The organism is Nonomuraea sp. B5E05, assembly GCF_039880665.1.
GTDB lineage: Bacteria > Actinomycetota > Actinomycetes > Streptosporangiales > Streptosporangiaceae > Nonomuraea.
The window spans coordinates 55,081-72,593 of the sequence record NZ_JBDPMJ010000015.1 but is presented as its reverse complement, the minus strand read 5'-3'; the positions used below and the strand labels follow the sequence as shown (position 1 = coordinate 72,593).

Below are 17,513 nucleotides of genomic sequence, written 5' to 3'. Positions count from 1 at the left end.
GGCACGCCCTCGTCATGTGTGCCCCTCGACCCCGCTCCGAAGTGTTCCTCCAGCCCGGCCTTGATCCAGAAGCATATCCGGCGCCGTCTACATTTGATCTACAGTGATCGCTTCGACGACGCCGGCTCGGGGTGATCAAGGAGCGGGGAGGTCGCGTGAGCGAAGAGATCTACATCCGCCTGCTCGGCGCGGTCACCGGTGAGCGGGAGGCCGAACCCATCGATCTCGGTCCCGCCCGGCAGCAGGTCACTCTCGCACTCCTCGCCTCCGTCCCCGCCAGGCCCGTCCCGATGCACCGGCTCGTCTCCGGCATCTGGGGCGACGACGCCCCGCGCAACGCCGAGCAGAGCGTCTACACCTACATTTCCGGCTTGCGCCGCGCCTTCGAGCCCTCGCGCGGCCGCCGCGAGCCGTCGCGGTTGTTGTCGGGCACGTCCGCCGGATACGTGCTCCGCCTGCGGCCCGGGCAGGTGGACGCGGTGCTGTTCGGCGAGCGCGTCGCCGAGGCCCGCCAGGCGCAGCGGCGCGGCGACGACCTGCAGGCCGTGCGCGCGCTCGACCAGGCCCTGCGGATGTGGCGCGGCATCGCGCTGAGCGGCCTGTCGGGCCCGTTCGTGGAGCAGGAACGCGACCGCCTGGAGCAGCTCAGGGTGTCGGCGATCGAGCAGCGCGCGGAGAGCCTGCTGCGCCTCGACCGCCACGCGGAGATCATCGAGGAGATGCGAGACCTGACCCGCCAGCGCCCTCTGCGCGAGCGGGCCCGCGAGCTGCTCATGACGGCGTTGTTCCGCTCGGGGCGCCAGGCGGAGGCCCTGGAGACCTTCGAGGAGGGCCGGGCCGTCCTCGCCGAGGAGCTGGGCCTGTCCCCCGGCGAAGGGCTGCGCAGGTGCCACGAGATGGTGCTGCGCGCCGACGCGGCCCCGCTCTCGCCGCCGGCGCCGCACCAGCTGCCGCGGCGGCTGGCGGTGTTCGTGGGCAGGGCGGACGAGATCGGCCGGCTGAAGGAGCGGCTGGCGCCCGGGCACGACGTGCCGCCCGCACCCCTGGTGATCATCACGGGCCCGCCGGGCGTCGGCAAGTCGGCGCTGGCGGTGCAGGTCGCCCACCTGGCGGAAGAGCGGTTCCCCGACGGCCAGCTCTACGTCAACTGCCGGGCCGCCACGCCCGAGCTGCCCGCGCTCACCGCCCTGGAGGTGCTCGGCCGCTTCCTGCGCGCGCTCGGCGTGCCGCCCCACGCCGTGCCCTCCGACCTCGACGAGGCGGCCGCCGTGTGGCGCAGCCGCCTGCACGGCCGGCGGGTGCTGGCGCTGCTCGACGACGCCGGGGACCTGGCGCAGATCCGGCCGCTGCTGGCCACGCCGTTCGGCAACTCGCTGCTGGTGACCAGCCGCGAGACCATGACGTGGGGCGACGACTACTTCCAGCTGGAGCTGGACCGCATGTCCCACACGGAGTCGGCCACGATGCTGGCCGGGCTCGCCGGCGCGGGCCGGGTGGCGGCGGACGCCGGGCAGACGGCGAGCCTGGTGCGGTTGTGCGACGGCCTGCCGCTGGCCCTGAAGATCGCGGGCGCGCGCCTGGCCGCCCGTACCGACTGGACCGTGGCGACACTGGCCGCCCGGCTGAGCGACGAGCGGCGGCGCCTGCACGAGCTCGCCGTGGGCGACCTTGCGGTGCGTTCCAGCCTGGCGGCCGGCCACACCGCGCTCGAACGCGGCCGCCGGGCCGTCGACCGGCAGGCCGCGCGCATCCTCGCGCTGCTCGGCCTGCTGCACGTGCCCGAGGCGACCGCCGAGGTTGCGGGCGCGCTGCTCGGCGTGCCGCCCGCCGAGGCGGAGCCGGGGCTGGAACGCCTGGTCGACGCCCATCTGCTCGACCGCGCCGGCCACGGCCGCTACCAGCTGCACGACCTCGTCCGCCTCTTCGCGGGCGAGCTGCGGCCGGACGGCGCCAGGGACGCGCTCGTCCGCGTGTTCTCCTACTACGCGGCCTCCGCGCGGCTGGCGAGCAGCGTCATCGACCCGCACCGCGTGCAGACCGCCGCACCCGTGGACGCGGTTCCCCACCAGGTCTCCGGCTTCGAGGAGGCCAAGGCGTGGCTCTACGAGGAGGAGCCCATCCTGGTCGCCGCGGCCGCCCAGGCCATGGGCTATCCCGACGAGGCGATCGCCAGGCTGGGGATCAACCTCGCGTTCGGCCTCGCCTGGCACCAGCAGCGGACCTACGACATGGCGACGATGCTCGCGCTGAACACGCAGGCCCTGCGGGTCAGCGAGCGGCTCGGCGACGAGACGAACGCGCAGCTCGCCCACGACCACGTCGCCAACGCCCTGCGCATGACGGGCCGCACCGACGAGGCCGTCGCCCATCTGCGGGCCTCGCTGGCGATCGCCAGGCGCCTCGGCGACGCCTTCGGCGAGCAGCGCGCGATGGGCAACCTCGCCGTCGTGCACATCTCGGGCGAGCGCTTCGACGAGGCGCTCCCGTGGGCGGAACGCCAGCTCGCCCTGGCCAAAAGCATCGGCTCGCGGGTGGGCGTCCGCTACGCGCTGCTGATGACGGGCAACGCCCACTGTGGCGCAGGGCGTCCCGAGAAGGCGTGCGAGCCCCTCCGCGCGGCGCTGGCCGACGCCCAGGAGGCAGGCGACCTCACCCATGAGGCGCAGATCCGCATGGGGCTCGGGGAGTCCCACCTCGCCATGGGCCGGCCGGAGGAGGCGCTGGAGCACCTCGTACGAGCCTCCGAGCTCATGACGCTGGTCGGCTACCGGATCGGGAAACTGCGCTGCCTGGTCGGGCTGTCGTACACGCACCGGGTCATGGGGCAGCCGGACCGGGCGCTCGCCTGCGTGACCGAGGCCGCCGGCTTCGGCGGCGCGCTCGGCAACCCGCGCTGGGAGCGGCGGCTCGCGGAGGAGCAGGCGGCCGTGCACGAGGCGCTGCACCAGGTCTGATGCGCTAGCGCGGCGGGCCCGTGTCCCTGAGCGCGAGGAAGAAGTCGACCCGGTCGGCCATCGCCGACAGGTCCCTGCCGGTCAGCTCCTCGATCCTGCGGACGCGGTAGCGGACGGTGTTGACGTGCACGTGCAGCCGCTCGGCGCAGGCGTTCCACGAGCCGGCGCAGTCGAGGTAGACGCGCAGAGTGCGCACCAGCTCCGACTGGTGCGTGCGGTCGTAGTCGAGCAGCGGCGCCAGCAGCCGGGCGGTGAACGAGCGGCGCACGTCGACCGGCACGGTGGCCAGCAGCAGCGCGTGCGTGTAGATCTCGTCGCTGGTCACCACGCCGCCGGCGCGGGCCTCGGCCAGCCGTCTGGCGTGCCGGGCCTCCTCGACCCCGCCCTTGACGGCGGCGGCACCGGTCAGGGCGCCGCTCAGCCCGACGCTGACGCGCGTGTCCGGCAGGGCGGACAACACCCGGACGCCGGCGCGCAGCCGGCCGGCGATCTCGGAGGCGGTGCGCTCGCGCAGGGGCACCACGGCGACCGCGCCCTCCCCCATCACGGCCGGGTCCACCGCCGGGTCCACTGCCGGGTCCACCGCCGGGTCCACCGCTGGGACCACCGCTGGGACCACCGCCGCGACCGCCTCGCGGCCGAGCAGCTCCTCGACCACCTGGCCGGCGAGCGCGGACGGGCAGGGGGCGCCATGCCCGGACACGGTGGCGTTCACGATCGTGTACGGCTCCGCCGCGTCGATGCCGCACGTCCGCAGCCTGGCGTTCAGCTCGGGCAGGCCGGCCCCGGCGAGCGCGGCGGCGACGAGCTGCTCGACCAGGCGGCGCTCCACCCTGCGCCCCTCCTCCATCCGGCTGCGTTCGAGTGCCACGCAGGCGGCCAGCTCGTAGCCGACGTCGGCCCGGCCGAGCAGGTCACCGTCGCAGGCCAGCGCCCAGCCCGCGGCCCGGTGACCGCGCCCGACCGCGAAGACCGTGGTGGCGCCGGCGAGCGCGGGCAATCGGGGCGCCGTCAGGTACGCCGTCGCGAGGTGTGCCGGGTCGTCGGCCGCGCCGACGATCACCTCACCCGACGCGGACACGACGGCGCCGGTGACGCCCAGCTCGGCGGCGGTCAGCCGGAACAGCTCGGGCAGGTCCGCGCCCTCGGCCATGGCCGCGACGAGCCTGCGGTGGCTGCCGAGCGCCTCGCGGACGTCGCCGGACAGGCGGGGCACGACCAGCTCGGCCAGCGTGCGGAACGACACCTCGGTCGGCACCTCGATCAGGGGCAGCCCGGCGGCCCGGCAGGCGGTCACCAGGTCGCCGGGCACGTGGCCGAGCCAGGCCTGCCCGGCCCCGAGCGCGGCGACGCCGGCCTCGGCCAGCGCGGCCACGAAACGCGCCGAGTCCCCGGCCTGGTGCCACCACATGAGCCCGGACAGGACCAGCTCGCCGCCGCCCAGGTAGCGCCCGGGCTCGGGCAGGTCGGTGATGTGCACGGTGCTGAACTCGCGGGCGGCGTCGCCGGCGAGCAGCGTGAGGCGCAGCTCTTCGATGGCCAGCAGGTCAGAGATCCGCATTTGGAGGAATATACAAGGAGGTGCGGACAACCGCTGACCCGGATTTGACGCCGGGCGCATAGGACGAAACCGGTGGCGGTGCTCTACTCGGAGGATGACGGAGACGGCGAGCACCACCACCACCGCAGGTCAGGGCGTCGGTGAGAGCGCGCGGCGGCCGGACGCCGTGCTGAAGGTGACCGGAGAGTTCGCCTACGCCTCTGACCTGTGGCTGGACGGCATGGTGTGGGGCGTGACGCTGCGCAGCCCGCACCCGTCGGCGTGGATCCGCTCGATCGACGCAGGCCCGGCACTGAAGATCGACGGGGTGCTGGCGGTGCTGACACACGAGGACGTGCCGGGCGCCAGGTTCTTCGGGCTGGACCGCAGGGACCAGCCGGTGCTGGCCATCGACCAGGTCCGCTACCAGGGCGAGCCGGTGGCGCTGGTGGCCGCCGACCATCCGGAGACGGCCCGCAGGGCGGCCGCGGCGATCGTGGTGGACTACGAGGTCCGCGAGGCGGTCACCGACCCCCGCCAGGCCAGGGACGTCGTCCGCCACCAGCCGGTACGCCGGGGCGACACGTTCGAGGCGGAGGTCGTCGTCACCGGCGAGTACGAGGTCGGCATGCAGGACCAGGCCTTCCTCGGCCCCGAGTCGGGCCTGGCGGTGCCGGCCGAGGACGGCGGCGTCGACCTGTACATCGCCACCCAGTGGCTGCACGTGGACCGCGACCAGCTCGCCCCCTGCCTCGGCCTGCCGCACGACAAGGTACGCCTGACGTTGTCGGGCGTCGGCGGCGCGTTCGGCGCTCGCGAGGACCTGTCCATGCAGGTGCACGCCTGCATGCTGGCCCTGCGGCTGAACCGGCCCGTGAAGATCGTCTACGGGCGCGAGGAGTCGTTCTTCGGCCACGTGCACCGCCATCCGGCCCTGATGCGCTACGAGCACGGCGCCACCCGCGACGGCCGGCTCGTCTATGTCAAGGCCGACATCCTGCTGGACGGCGGCGCCTACTGCTCGTCCTCACCCGCGGTCGTGGGCAACGCCGCCTCGCTGGGCGTGGGGCCGTACGAGGTGCCGAACGTGCGCGTGGACGCCACCGGCGTCTACACCAACAACCCGCCGTGCGGCGCGATGCGCGGGTTCGGCGCGGTGCAGGCGTGCTACGCGTACGAGTCGCAGATGGACCGCCTGGCGGAGGCGTGCGGCCTGTCGCCGGTCGAGATCCGCGTGCGCAACGCCGTCGCGCAGGGCTCGCGCCTCATCACCGGACAGCTGATCGACGCTCCGGCCCCGCTGGCCGCGATGCTGCGCGACCTGGAGTCGATGCCGCTGCCGGAGGGGCCGCCCGCCACGGACCTGCGGGCGCTGCCGGGCGGCGTTTCGCAGACGACCCACGGCGAGGCGGTGCGCCGGGGCGTCGGCTACGGCGTGGGGATCAAGAACATCTGTTTCTCCGAGGGCTTCGACGACTATTCCACGGCCCGCGTGCGTGCCGAGCTGGTCGGGGGCGAGCCGCACGTCACCGTGCACACGGCGGCGGCCGAGGTGGGTCAGGGTCTGGTGACGCTCCAGGCGCAGATCGCCCGCACGGAGCTGGGCATCGCGAACGTCACCGTGGCCACCGCCGACACCGCGGTCGGCTCGGCCGGCTCGTCGTCGGCCTCCCGGCAGTCGTACGTCACCGGGGGCGCGGTGCGGGCGGCCTGCGAGGCCGTGCGGGAACGATTCGGCGGCCGGCCGGCCCGGGAGGCGCTGGAGAGGTCCGGGCCGATCGAGGAGACGCGTGAATACCGGCACCGCCCCACCTACCCGATGGATCCGGTCACGGGGCAGGGCGACTCGCACACGCAGCTCGCGCTCTGCGTGCACCGGGCGGTCGTGGACGTGGACGTGGAGCTGGGCCTGGTCAAGGTGGTCGAGCTGGCGGCCGTGCAGGACGTGGGCCGGGTGCTGAACCCGCAGGCGCTGGAGGGCCAGATCCACGGCGGCTCCGCGCAGGGGCTGGGGCTGGCGCTGATGGAGGAGATCCAGGTCCGCGACGGCCTCGTGCTGAACCCGTCGTTCACCGACTACCTGATCCCCACCATCCTCGACATGCCGCCCATGCAGACGAAAATCCTGGAAAATCCAGACCCTGCGGCCCCGTACGGATTGCGCGGCGCCGGCGAGCCTCCGACCCTCTCCTCCACCCCGGCCATCGCGGCGGCGGTGCGCGCGGCGACCGGCCTCCGGTTGACTCGCGTTCCGATTAGGCCGGAAGATATCGCCTTGTTCGACAACGGGGAGGTTTCTCATGGCAAACGCACGTGAGGCGGCCGAGGCGGAGTTCCGGCGTTTCGACGCCGACGGCGACGGCCTGCTGACCGCCGCCGAGATCCGCCAGGCCAACGAGGCTCTGGGCGGGCAGGGCGCGTCCGAGAGCGAGATCGAGGCGTTCATCGCGTCCGCCGACAACGACGGCGACGGGACGATCGGGCTCGACGAGTTCGTCGGCCTGGTGGGCCACGGGCGGCACGAGAAGGCGTGATCTCGTCCCCCGCCGGGTAATTCCCCGGCATTCCCCCTGATCGTTGGGGGGATGGCGTGCTCGACAGATTCTTCGAGCTCACCGGGCGGGGGACCACCGTCGGCCGTGAGGTGCGTGGCGGGCTCACGACGTTCATGGCCATGGCCTACATCATCCTGCTCAACCCCATCATCCTGGCCGGCGCGAGGGACGTCACGGGCGCCCGGCTCTCCATCGCCGAGCTGACCACCTCGACCGCCCTGGCCGCCGCCGTCTCCACGCTGCTGATGGCCGTCGTCGGCAACGCCCCCTTCGGCCTGGCCGCCGGGCTGGGACTGAACGCGGTCGTCGCCTACCAGGCCGCGCCGCACATGACGTGGGCGCAGGCCATGGGCCTGGTGGTGCTGGAAGGCCTGGTGATCATCGTGCTGGCCGTGACCGGCCTGCGCACGCTGATCATGAACGCCATCCCGCTCGCGCTCAAGCACGCCATCAGCGTGGGGATCGGGCTGTTCATCGCCCTGATCGGCCTGGTGGACGCCGGATTCGTGGCGGCGGGCGAGGGCACGCCCGTGCAGCTCGGCGCGACCGGCCACCTCGCGGGCTGGCCGGTCGCGTTGTTCTGCTTCGGCCTGCTTCTGATGATCGTCCTGTACGTCCGCAGGACCCCGGCCGCGATCCTCATCAGCATCGCCGTCACCGCCGTCCTGGCCATCCTGGTGAACTCACTGGCCACCGTCCCCCCGCAGGAGTGGGGCGTGGTCGCGCCGCGCGTGCCCGAGTCGCTGGTCTCGGCCCCGCACTTCGGGCTCGTCGGCGCGTTCGACCTGTTCGGCGGCTTCGCCAGGGCAGGGGCGCTGACGGCGACCGTGGTGCTGTTCACGCTGGTGTTGTCCGGCTTCTTCGACGCCATGGGCACGATCATCGGCGTCAGCGACGAGGCGGGGCTGATCGACGAGCGCGGGCAGGTGCCCCGGCTGGGCCGGATCCTGACCGTGGACGGCGTGGCCGGCATGGTGGGCGGCTCGGCCAGCGCCTCGGCGAACACCGTCTTCGTGGAGTCGGCCGCCGGCGTCGGCGAGGGCGCGAGGACCGGCCTGGCCAGCGTGGTGACCGGGGCGCTGCTGGGCGTGACGCTGCTGTTCACGCCGCTGGCCGCGGTGGTGCCCGCCGCGGCGGCCGCGCCCGCGCTGGTGCTGGTCGGTGCGCTGATGATGACGCAGAGCAGGAACGTGCCCTGGGGCGACATGGACCTCGCCGTGCCGGCGTTCCTGACGATCGCGCTGATGCCGTTCACCTATTCGATCACGAACGGCGTGGGCGCCGGAGTGATCGTCTACACCCTCATCAAGGCGGCCAGGGGCCGTTTCTCCGAGATCCCCTTGCTGCTCTGGATCGTCTCCCTGGTCTTCCTGGCCTACTTCGCCATCGACGGGCTGGAGCAGCTGTTCACCTAACGGATGTCGGCGCTGTTGCAGGCCACGCCGTTGCGGTCGACGTCGGTGTACCAGCCGTATTCGGCGTGCGTGCCCTGGTAGTAGGGCCCGTCGCCGGCGGCCACGGCCTCCTTGCAGCTCGCGTAGCGGCGGTCGGTGGAGCGCGCGGCGCCGGTCTGCGTCGTGCCGGTGCCGCCGGTCCGGGTCGTCTGCGGAACGCCGGTGGACGGCTGGGACGGGGCGCCGGTGGAGGTGGGCCCCATGGAGGTGGGCGCCGTGGACGCGGGGCCGGTCGGAAAGGGGGCGCTGGAGGCGGGGCCGGACGGGGTCGCGCTGGGCGTGCCGCCCAGCAGGCGCGCCACCAGCGCGTCGGCCTCCTCCTTCGTGTATCCCGCGATGCTCATGCTGTCGCCGTCCATGTGCTGCGTGACGATGGGCGCGGCCAGCACGGTCTTGGGCACCTCGGGCTTCTCCGGCGCCAGCACGACGGCGACCTGCCGCTGCTCGGGCACCTGCTCGTCGATGAGCTGGACCAGCCGCTCCTTGAACGCCGGCGCGATCGCGATGCGCACGGAGTACTGGCCGTCTCTCTCGCGCACCGGCTCGATCTTCTGCACGGCGCCGACCGTGACGCCGTCCTCAAGGAGGTAGCAGGTGGTCTGCTCGGCGTCGAGCACGGCGGGGTCGCCGGGGCAGGGGGCGGGCTTGGTCTCCCTGACGGGGGCGAAGTGGATCGGCACGGCCAGCCGCGTGGGCGGCGTGCCGCCTAACAGCGGGGTGTCGGGACTGCGGGTCATCAGGACCGCGACCGTGCCGAGCACACCTGCCACGAGCACGACGAGGACGAGCGAGACGATCAGCACGATGGTGGTGAGCCTGCTGGCCTGCGGCTCTCCCGGGTCCGCGGGTGGCGGCTCTTCGGGTTTGTCCATCGATGGCGACCTCATCCTGATGTCCGGGATGCGGGTGAGCTTATCGAGGACGGGCGGCACGCAGGTAATCAGCCGAACAATCCTCACTTCTTGCCGCTATAGAAGGAAGACTGGGGGTAAATCAACGTATTGGCGAAAAGAGTTGTCATATGAAGGTCGGTGTACCCCGAGAGGTCAAGAACAGCGAATATCGAGTGGCCCTGACCCCGGCGGGGGTCCACGAGCTCGTCCGTCACGGCCACCAGGTCTACGTCGAGCGTGACGCGGGCGCCGGCTCGTCCATCCCCGACGCCGACTTCACCGCGGCGGGCGCCGTGCTGATCCCCGAGGCCGACGAGCTCTGGTCCGCGGCCGACCTGGTCATGAAGGTCAAGGAGCCGATGCCGGAGGAGTACCACCGCCTGCGCAAGGGCCAGGTGCTGTTCACGTACCTGCACCTGGCGGCGAACAAGGCGTGCACGCGGGCCCTGATCGACTCGGGCTGCACGGCGATCGCCTACGAGACCGTGCAGACGCCCGGCGGCGCGCTGCCGCTGCTCGCGCCCATGTCAGAGGTCGCCGGGCGGCTGGCGCCGCAGGTCGGCGCCTACCACCTGATGCGCTCGGAGGGCGGCAGAGGCGTGCTGATGGGCGGCGTCTCCGGCGTGCGGGCGGCACACGTCGTGGTGCTCGGAGCCGGGGTGTCCGGCATGAACGCCGCCGCCATCGCCCTCGGCATGCAGGCCGAGGTGGTGCTGCTGGACAAGAACATCGACAAGCTGCGCCAGGCCGACCTGATCTATCAGGGCCACTGCCAGACGATCGCCTCCAACACGCTGGAGGTCGAGCGCGCGGTGCTGGAGGCGGACCTCGTCATCGGCGCCGTGCTGGTGCCCGGCGCCAAGGCGCCGACGCTGGTGAGCGACGACCTGGTCAGCCGGATGAAGCCGGGCTCGGTGCTGGTGGACGTCTCGATCGACCAGGGCGGCTGCTTCGCCGGCTCCCGCCCGACCACGCACGAGCAGCCCACCTACCGGGTGCACGACTCGATCTTCTACTGCGTGGCCAACATGCCGGGCGCGATGCCGCACACCTCGACGTTCGCGCTCACGAACGTCACGCTGCCGTACGCGCTGGCCGTCGCCGACCGGGGCTGGCAGCGGGCCATGCGCGAGGACCCGGCGCTGGCGCTCGGCCTGAGCACCCACGAGGGCCGGCTGACCAGCCGGCCCGTGGCCGAGGCGCACGCCCTGGAGTGGACGCCGCTGGAGGACGTGCTCGCCTGAGCGCCCTTACTGCTGGGACTCGCTGGGCGCCGGGGAGGTGGTCTCCATCGGCGACTGCTGCTGGCCCGTGGGCTCGGGCGGCAGGGGCGCCTGGTCGGCCGTGGTGGTGATGGCGGCCTCGCCGCCGCAGGTGGCGCCGAGCTCGGGAGTGTCGGGCCCGTTCTGGTATTTCTTGATGAACGCCCCGAGCTTCGGGTCGTTGGCGTCGGTCAGCTTCAGCTGGTGGCCCCACGACGAGACGACGATCGGCGACGGCAGGTTGGGGAACGGGCTCATCAGCATGTAGTCCTGCTGACCCGTGGACGACGCGACCTCCGTCAGCGCGTCGAGCTGCGCCTTCGGCAGGTCCGGCCGGTAGGTGATCCAAATCGCGCCGTGTTCCAGCGAGTGCACCGCGTGCTCGCTGTGGATCGGCTTGTCGTAGATCGCGCACTGCTGCCAGTTGTTGTGGTGCTGGCCGCCCACCGGCGGCGTCTCCTTGTAGGAGACCTTGGCCCAAACGTGCTGGCCGCCTTCGTACTTCGCGCTGGTCACCGCGTCGAGCGAGGTCTCGCGGGCCTGCTTGACGAGGTAGAAGCCCACCACGCCGACGAGCACCACGATGATGAGACCGCCGGTGCCCCACATGAGCAGCGCTGCGCGGCGCTGTTTGCGCCGCTGCTCGGCCCGCATCCTGTCCAGATGCTCGCGCCTCGCCTGCGCCTTCTCCTTGGCCATCGTTCCTCCATCGGCGTACCAAACTCCGGTCACCCTATGCCCTCCGGGCGTATGGGGGTAATAAGAGCTTCATAAGGGTCCGATCACGGCCGCCGCCCCAGGTGGGTACGCTGTACTGACCATGGAAATGCCCGCGCGGAAGTCGTTCCTCGCCATCGCCGGCGTGCTGGTGCTGGCCGTGGCGGCGTTCCTGCTGTTCGGCCGCGGCGGCACCCCCGGCGACACGTCCCCCGAGGCCGGTTTCGCCCGCGACATGGCCACCCATCACGCGCAGGCCGTCGACATGGCGTTCAAGATCAGGGACAAGGGCCCCGCTCCCGAGATCGACAGCCTGGCCTTCGACATCATCAACACCCAGGCCAACCAGCGCGGCATGTTCCTGGGCTGGTTGCAGCAGTGGGAGCTCACGCAGTCGACCGACCAGCCCGCGATGGCCTGGATGCGCGGTCACGGACACGGCGGCACGTCACCCGCCCCCGGCGCCCCCGGGACCATGCCCGGCATGGCGAGCCCGCAGGAGCTGACCGAGCTCAGGCAGGCACAGGGCAAGGACGCCGAGGTGCTCTTCCTGCAGCTGATGATCCGCCACCACGAAGGCGGCGTGGAGATGGCCGAGGGCCTGCTCAAGCTCTCCACGCGGGCCGAGGTGGTCAACATGGCCCAGAAGATCGTCGCCAGCCAGAGCGGTGAGATCGAGCTCATGACCAAGCTGCTCGAGAAGCGGGGCGCGAAGCCCTACCCGTCGATCCTGACCCCCCGATAGGGCCGTGAGCCCCGACGCCGCCGTCGTGGGGTCCGGGCCCAACGGGCTCGTCGCCGCCGTCCTGCTGGCCCGCGCCGGGCGCAGGGTGCTGCTGCTCGAAGCCGCCGACCGGTTCGGCGGCGGGCTGCGGTCCGGCGAGCTGACGCTTCCCGGCCGGGTGCACGACCTCGGCGCGACGGTGATGGCCATGACCTTGGCCTCCCCCGCCTTCCGCGAGCTCCGTCTCCAGGGCGTCGAGTTCGCCCATCCGCCGGTCGCCGCCGCCCATCCGTTCGACGACCGTCCCGCCGTGCTCGTGCACCGCGACGCCCGCCGCACCGCCGAAGGGCTCGGGCGCGACGCGGGCGCGTGGCTGGCGACCGCAGGAGCGACCGCCGGCGCCGGGCTTCCCCTGGTGGAGCTGCTGCTCAAACCGCTCGGGCCGTGGACGGTCCCGCCGTCCACGTTCGCGCGGGCGGCCAGGTTCGGGACGATGGCGGCGCTGCCCGCGACGACCTTCGCCAGGCGCGCGTTCAGCACCATGGAAGGACGGGCGGCGATCGCCGGCATGGCCGCCCACTCCATGCTCGACCTGCGCTCACCCATCACCGCCGGCTACGGCCTGCTGCTGGCGTCCCTGGCCCACCTGGTGGGCTGGCCGCTCGTACGGGGCGGGTCGCAGGTCCTCGCCGACGCCCTCGTCGCCGAGCTGCGCTCCCTCGGCGGGGAGGCCGTCACCGGCCACCGCGTCCGCCGGCTCGCGGAGCTGGACGCGCCCACGATCGTGCTCGACGTGACACCCCGGCAGCTCATGTCGATGGCCGACCTCCCCGGCGGCTACCTGCGGCGCCTGCGCCGCTTCCGTCACGGGCCCGGGGTGTTCAAGCTGGACTGGGCGCTGGACGGGCCCGTGCCGTGGCGGGATCCCGCGGTTGCGGGCGCGGGCACGGTGCACCTGGGCGGGACGCTGGAGGAGATCGTGCTCAGCGAGGCCGAGACGGCCGCCGGGCGGCACTCGCCGCGGCCGTACGTGCTGCTCGTCCAGCCGTACGCGGCCGACCCCACGCGGGGCGGGCACACGCTGTGGGCCTACTGCCACGTCCCTCACGGCTCGGACGTCGACATGACGGACGCCGTCGAGAGCCAGATCGAACGGTACGCCCCGGGCTTCCGCGACCGCGTCCTCGCCCGCCACGCCATGGGGCCCGCGGCGCTGGAGGCGGCCAACCCCAACCTGGCCGGAGGCGACATCAGCGGCGGCCTGGCCAGTCTGGTGCAGTTCGTCAGGCGCCCGGTCTGGTCGCCCGCGCCCTGGCGTACGCCGCTGCCCGGGGTGTTCCTCTGCTCCTCGTCGACGCCGCCGGGGCCGGGCGCGCACGGCATGGGAGGCTGGCAGGCGGCCCGCCTCGCCCTCCGCCCCTGACCACCCGCCCCGGCGGCGCACCCAACCGGCGCCGACGTTCCCGGCCCGCACCCACACGAACCACGACCCGCGCGAGCGGGGTGTTCTGGAACGGTGTGCGCGGCGCCCGGGAGGTGTCAGGTGGTGGGCCGGGAGGCGGCGGTCATTTCCTCGGCGACGGCGGCGGCGAAGGCGTCCACGTCCGCCTCCGTCGTGTCGAACGCGCACATCCAGCGCACCTCGCCCACGGCCTCGTTCCACATGTAGAAACGGAACCGCTTCTGCAGCCGCACGACGACGTCCTTGGGCAGGACGGCGAACACGGCGTTGGCCTCGACGGGGCGCGGCAGGCGCACCCCCGGGATCGGGCGCACGGCCTCGGCGAGCCGCCGGCCCATGGCGTTGGCCTGGCGGGCGTTGCGCAACCACAGGTCACCGTCCAGCAGCGCCTCGAACTGCGCCGACACGAACCGCATCTTCGACGACAGCTGCATGAAGGTCTTGCGGATGTAGTCGACGCCCCGCGCCGCGTCGGGGTTGAGCACCACGACCGCCTCGCCGTACAGAAGGCCGATCTTGGTTCCGCCGAACGACAGCACGTCGACCCCGGCGTCCGTGGTCAGGGCCCGCATCGGCACGTCGAGGGCGGCGGCGGCGTTGGTGAGCCGCGAGCCGTCGAGGTGGACGAGCAGGCCGAGGTCGTGGGCGTGGGAGCAGATGGCGGCGATCTCGTCGGGGGTGTAGACGGTGCCGAGCTCCGTGGTGTTGGACAGGGACACGACGCGCGGCTGGGCGCGGTGCACGTCGCCGAACCCCCACGCCTGCCGGTCGATCAGCTCGGGGGTGAGCTTGCCGTCGGGTGTGGGGACGGTCAGCAGCTTGATGCCGCCGGCGACCTCGGGCGCCCCGCCCTCGTCGGTGTTGATGTGGGCGCTCTCGGCGCAGATGACCGCCTCCCAGTGGGCGGTCATGGCGCGCAGGGAGACGACGTTGGCGGCTGTGCCGTTGAACACCGGCCAGGCCTGCGCGCGCTCGCCGAAGTGCCGCCGGAAGGTGTCCTGCAGGGCCTCGGTGTAGACGTCGTCGCCGTAGGAGATCTGGTGCCCGCCGTTGGCCGCCGCGACGGCCTCCAGGATCTCGGGGTGCACGCCGGCGTAGTTGTCGCTGGCGAAGGAGATGAGCTGGGGGTCGTGCCGGGGAATCAAGAAGTCAGGTCCCATCGCGTGCCGTTGATCTCCTGCGCGGGCCGGTCGTAGAGGCTGCCGACCGCCGCGGCCAGGTCGTCGACGTCGGTGAAGCCGGCGAACGCCGCGTCCGGCTTGGCCGCGCGCATGGCGTCGTTCACCAGGGCCTTGACCACCAGGATGGTGGCCGCGCTCGAGGTGCCGCGGAGCGCGTCGGCCAGGGAGAGCGTCCAGGCCTCCGACGCGGCCTTGGCCGCCGCGTAGGCGGCGCCGCCCGCCTCCGGGTTCTGGGCCGCCTTGGCCGAGACGATCACGAAGCGGCCGTTGTCACTGCGGCGCAACAGCGGCTCGAAGGCCAGCGACACGTGCTGGAGCGTGCGGATCAGCAGGTCGTGCAGCGCGTCCCAGTCGGCGAGGTCGGTGTCGGCGAACGAGCCGCCCCCGCGCCACCCGCCGACCAGGTGCACCACGCCGTCGACGCGCCCGTGCTCGCGGTCGATCCGGCCGGCCAGGTCGTTCACGGCGGCGCGGTCGAGCAGGTCGACGTCCTGCTTGTCCACGCCGATCACGGTGTGCCCATTTTTCCGGAAATATCCGGTAACTGCCTCGCCGGTGGGCCCGCCGGCCCCGGTCACCAGAATGATCATGCTCGGAGTCCCTTGGTCGATTCGACGACGTCGGCCAGCTTACGGCGGAGCGCCTCGTAGAACATGCTCAGGGGGAACTCGTCCGGCAGCACCGCGTCCACCTTGGCCTTCTGCTCCCCGGGCAGCGCCTGGATCCCCTGAGCCCAGGTCGAGGCCGGGTGCGGCGGCACGTACGCGCTCACCAGCTCGTACGCCGCCAGCCAGTGCGCCAGCTTGGACCTGTCGATGCTGTCGCGGTACAACTTCTCGACCTCGCCCCGCAGGTCGGCCACGCCGTCGGCGACCCGCTCCCAGTCGATGGTGAGCCGGTTGTCCGTCCACCGCACGATGTCGTTGCGGTGCAGGTACGCGAACAGCAGCTGCCCGCCGAGCCCGTCGTAGTTCCGCACCCGCTCCCCCGTGATCGGGAACCTGAACAGCCGGTCGAACAGGATCGCGAGCTGCACGTACCGGGCGTACGGAACTCCCCGCGCCTCCAGCTTCACCGCCTCCCCGAACGCGGTCAGGTCGCAGCGCAGCTCCTCCAGCGAGTACAGCCAGTACGGCATCCGCTGCTTGATCATGAACGGGTCGAACGGCAGGTCGCCGTGGCTGTGGGTGCGGTCGTGCACCAGGTCCCACAACACGAACGTGTCCTGCGCGAGCCGCTGCGACTCCAGCAGCCTGGCGGCGTCGGGCGGCAGGTCCAGCCGGAGCGTCTCGGTCGCGGCCCTGGACACCCGCCGGAACCTGGCGGCCTCCCGGTCGGCGAAGATGCCGCCCCAGGTGAACCGCTCGGGCGCCGTCCGCACCGCGACCGTCTCGGGGAACAACACGGCGGAGTGGGTGTCGTAGCCGGAGGTGAAGTCCTCGAACGCGATCGGCACGAACATCGGGTTGTCGTAGCCGTCCGCCTCCAGTTCGGCCAGCCAGCCGGGCCAGATCGTACGGATCCGGACGGCTTCGAGGTTGCGGTTCGGGTTGCCGTTCTGGGTGTACATGGGGAAGACGACGACGTGTTCCAGACCGTCCTCGCGCTGGCGGTCGGGGTGGAACAGGTCGAGCGAGTCGAGGAAGTCGGGCACGCCGAGGCCCTGCACGGCCCACTTGGACAGGTCGGCCTGCACGGCCTGCAGGTAGGCGGCGTCATGGGGGAAATATGGCGAAATTTCGCCCAAGTGTCCCGCGATCGCCGCCACCAGCTCGCCGGCCCTGGCCTTCGACTCCTCCGGCACCGAGCCGTCCTTGACCTGCAGCGGCCTGAGCTCCTCGACGGCCTCCTTGAGCCTGCCGAACGCCGCCGCCCTTCCGCCACGGGCCTCCTCACGCGCGGAGTCGTCCGCACCGGGAGCCGGGACGCGGGCGGCCCAGGTGACGACGTTCCCCCAGAGCGTGCGGTGGTCGTAGTCGTCGATGGAGTCGTCACCGAACAGGTCGGAGTCGGCGAACACGACGACGCGGCCCCGGCCGTACCGGAGCGCGAGGGCCACCGGCGCGCCCGCGGGGTCGGCGCTCGGCGAGGTCGCGAACAACACGGTCGCGCCCGTCCCCGGCACCGTGCCCCCGGCGGTCACGGCGAGCGCGCCCTCGGCGGTCACCGTGCGCCCACCCTCGGCAGTCGCGGTGCCCGCGCCCTCGGCGGTCACGGTGAGCGCGCCGGAACGGTAGAAGCAGGCGGTCCCGACGCCGGCGAGCAGCCCGCCCGAGGTGGCGGGCTCGGCCAGCACCCACGTGGCCACGTCCCGGTGGGCGCGCTTCGGGTCGCGCACGGTGGTGTGCCGGACGCCCACCCCGAACCGTGCGAGCAGCTCGTTCACATTGTTGCCGTACTTGTCCTGCTCCTCCTCGGCCAGCACCACGAGGCCGCCGCCCGCCGCGACGAAGGACTGGACGGCGTCCAGCTCGGCGGCGGTGAGGACCGGGCTGCCCTGGCCGGTCGTCCGCTCCCACCGCTCCCCCGACGGGTGCGCGATGACCAGGACGTCCTGGTCCGCCAGCACCTCGGGGCCGAGCGCTCCGGAGGTGTGCGCCGCGACCGTGTGCCCCAGGTGCCGCAGCAGTCCGGCCGCGCGGGCGTAGCTGTTGTCGTCGGGATGGGCCGGGTTGATGGCCTCGGCCACCTCGCGCCGGACGGTCCACGACTCGTTGTGGGCCTCGTCGAACAACACCCGGGGGAACGCATGCATGAAAGATCTCCTGCTT

Annotated in this window: 13 protein-coding genes; 7 read left to right on the top strand and 6 right to left on the bottom strand. The window is 72.6% G+C overall.

Annotated features, from left to right (window positions below; genetic code table 11):
- Positions 1–155 precede the first annotated feature (155 nt).
- Positions 156–2,954: a BTAD domain-containing putative transcriptional regulator gene (locus tag ABGB01_RS26365; protein ID WP_347776218.1), complete on the top strand. Its 2,799-nt coding sequence runs from the start codon at positions 156–158 to the stop codon at positions 2,952–2,954.
- A 4-nt stretch (positions 2,955–2,958) separates the two neighbouring features.
- Here ABGB01_RS26365 and ABGB01_RS26360 read toward each other — a convergent pair whose 3' ends face one another.
- A complete protein-coding gene (locus tag ABGB01_RS26360) occupies positions 2,959–4,515 on the bottom strand; it encodes a helix-turn-helix domain-containing protein (RefSeq protein ID WP_347776217.1) in 1,557 nt (518 codons plus the stop codon).
- 94 nt (positions 4,516–4,609) lie between these two features.
- On the opposite strand from ABGB01_RS26360, the gene ABGB01_RS26355 reads away from it, so the two are divergent.
- The 3 genes from ABGB01_RS26355 to ABGB01_RS26345 are packed head-to-tail and all read left to right on the top strand — an operon-like array spanning position 4,610 to position 8,464.
- The gene (locus tag ABGB01_RS26355; protein ID WP_347776216.1) at positions 4,610–6,811 is read left to right on the top strand and encodes a molybdopterin cofactor-binding domain-containing protein; all 2,202 of its coding nucleotides are present in this window, start codon (positions 4,610–4,612) and stop codon (positions 6,809–6,811) included.
- Complete coding sequence (locus ABGB01_RS26350) at positions 6,795–7,028, top strand: EF-hand domain-containing protein (protein ID WP_347620729.1); 234 nt, start codon at positions 6,795–6,797, stop codon at positions 7,026–7,028. Before ABGB01_RS26355 ends, ABGB01_RS26350 begins: the two co-directional genes overlap by 17 nt.
- Positions 7,029–7,084: 56 nt before the next feature.
- Positions 7,085–8,464, top strand: a complete 1,380-nt coding sequence (locus ABGB01_RS26345; RefSeq protein WP_347776215.1) for an NCS2 family permease — start codon at positions 7,085–7,087, stop codon at positions 8,462–8,464.
- On the opposite strand, the gene ABGB01_RS26340 is transcribed toward ABGB01_RS26345, so the two are convergent.
- Positions 8,461–9,375, bottom strand: coding sequence for an excalibur calcium-binding domain-containing protein (locus tag ABGB01_RS26340; protein ID WP_347776214.1), 915 nt, complete (start codon positions 9,373–9,375; stop codon positions 8,461–8,463). The two genes, ABGB01_RS26345 and ABGB01_RS26340, sit on opposite strands and share 4 nt — an antisense overlap.
- Positions 9,376–9,524: 149 nt before the next feature.
- On the opposite strand from ABGB01_RS26340, the gene ald reads away from it, so the two are divergent.
- On the top strand, positions 9,525–10,640 hold the full coding sequence (gene ald / locus ABGB01_RS26335; RefSeq protein ID WP_347776213.1) for an alanine dehydrogenase: 1,116 nt from the start codon (positions 9,525–9,527) through the stop codon (positions 10,638–10,640).
- Between the two features lie 6 nt (positions 10,641–10,646).
- Here ald and ABGB01_RS26330 read toward each other — a convergent pair whose 3' ends face one another.
- Entirely contained in the window at positions 10,647–11,357 is a 711-nt protein-coding gene (locus ABGB01_RS26330) for a DUF3105 domain-containing protein (RefSeq protein WP_347776212.1), read from the bottom strand.
- Positions 11,358–11,478: 121 nt separating this feature from the next.
- On the opposite strand from ABGB01_RS26330, the gene ABGB01_RS26325 reads away from it, so the two are divergent.
- Complete coding sequence (locus ABGB01_RS26325; protein WP_347776211.1) at positions 11,479–12,120, top strand: DUF305 domain-containing protein; 642 nt, start codon at positions 11,479–11,481, stop codon at positions 12,118–12,120.
- 4 nt (positions 12,121–12,124) lie between these two features.
- Entirely contained in the window at positions 12,125–13,522 is a 1,398-nt protein-coding gene (locus tag ABGB01_RS26320) for an NAD(P)/FAD-dependent oxidoreductase (protein ID WP_347776210.1), read from the top strand.
- Between the two features lie 116 nt (positions 13,523–13,638).
- Here the strand turns inward: ABGB01_RS26320 and ABGB01_RS26315 are convergent, their stop codons facing one another.
- Genes ABGB01_RS26315 through ABGB01_RS26305 form a run of 3 tightly spaced genes read right to left on the bottom strand, consistent with a single transcriptional unit; the run spans position 13,639 to position 17,497 of the window.
- Positions 13,639–14,721 (bottom strand): low specificity L-threonine aldolase, encoded by a 1,083-nt coding sequence (locus tag ABGB01_RS26315; RefSeq protein ID WP_347776209.1) that lies wholly within the window; start codon positions 14,719–14,721, stop codon positions 13,639–13,641.
- Complete coding sequence (locus ABGB01_RS26310) at positions 14,703–15,332, bottom strand: SDR family NAD(P)-dependent oxidoreductase (protein ID WP_347776208.1); 630 nt, start codon at positions 15,330–15,332, stop codon at positions 14,703–14,705. Before ABGB01_RS26310 ends, ABGB01_RS26315 begins: the two co-directional genes overlap by 19 nt.
- Positions 15,329–17,497, bottom strand: a complete 2,169-nt coding sequence (locus ABGB01_RS26305; RefSeq protein WP_347776207.1) for a DUF6421 family protein — start codon at positions 17,495–17,497, stop codon at positions 15,329–15,331. The genes ABGB01_RS26310 and ABGB01_RS26305 overlap by 4 nt, the downstream gene beginning before the upstream one ends.
- Between the last annotated feature and the right edge of the window lie 16 nt (positions 17,498–17,513).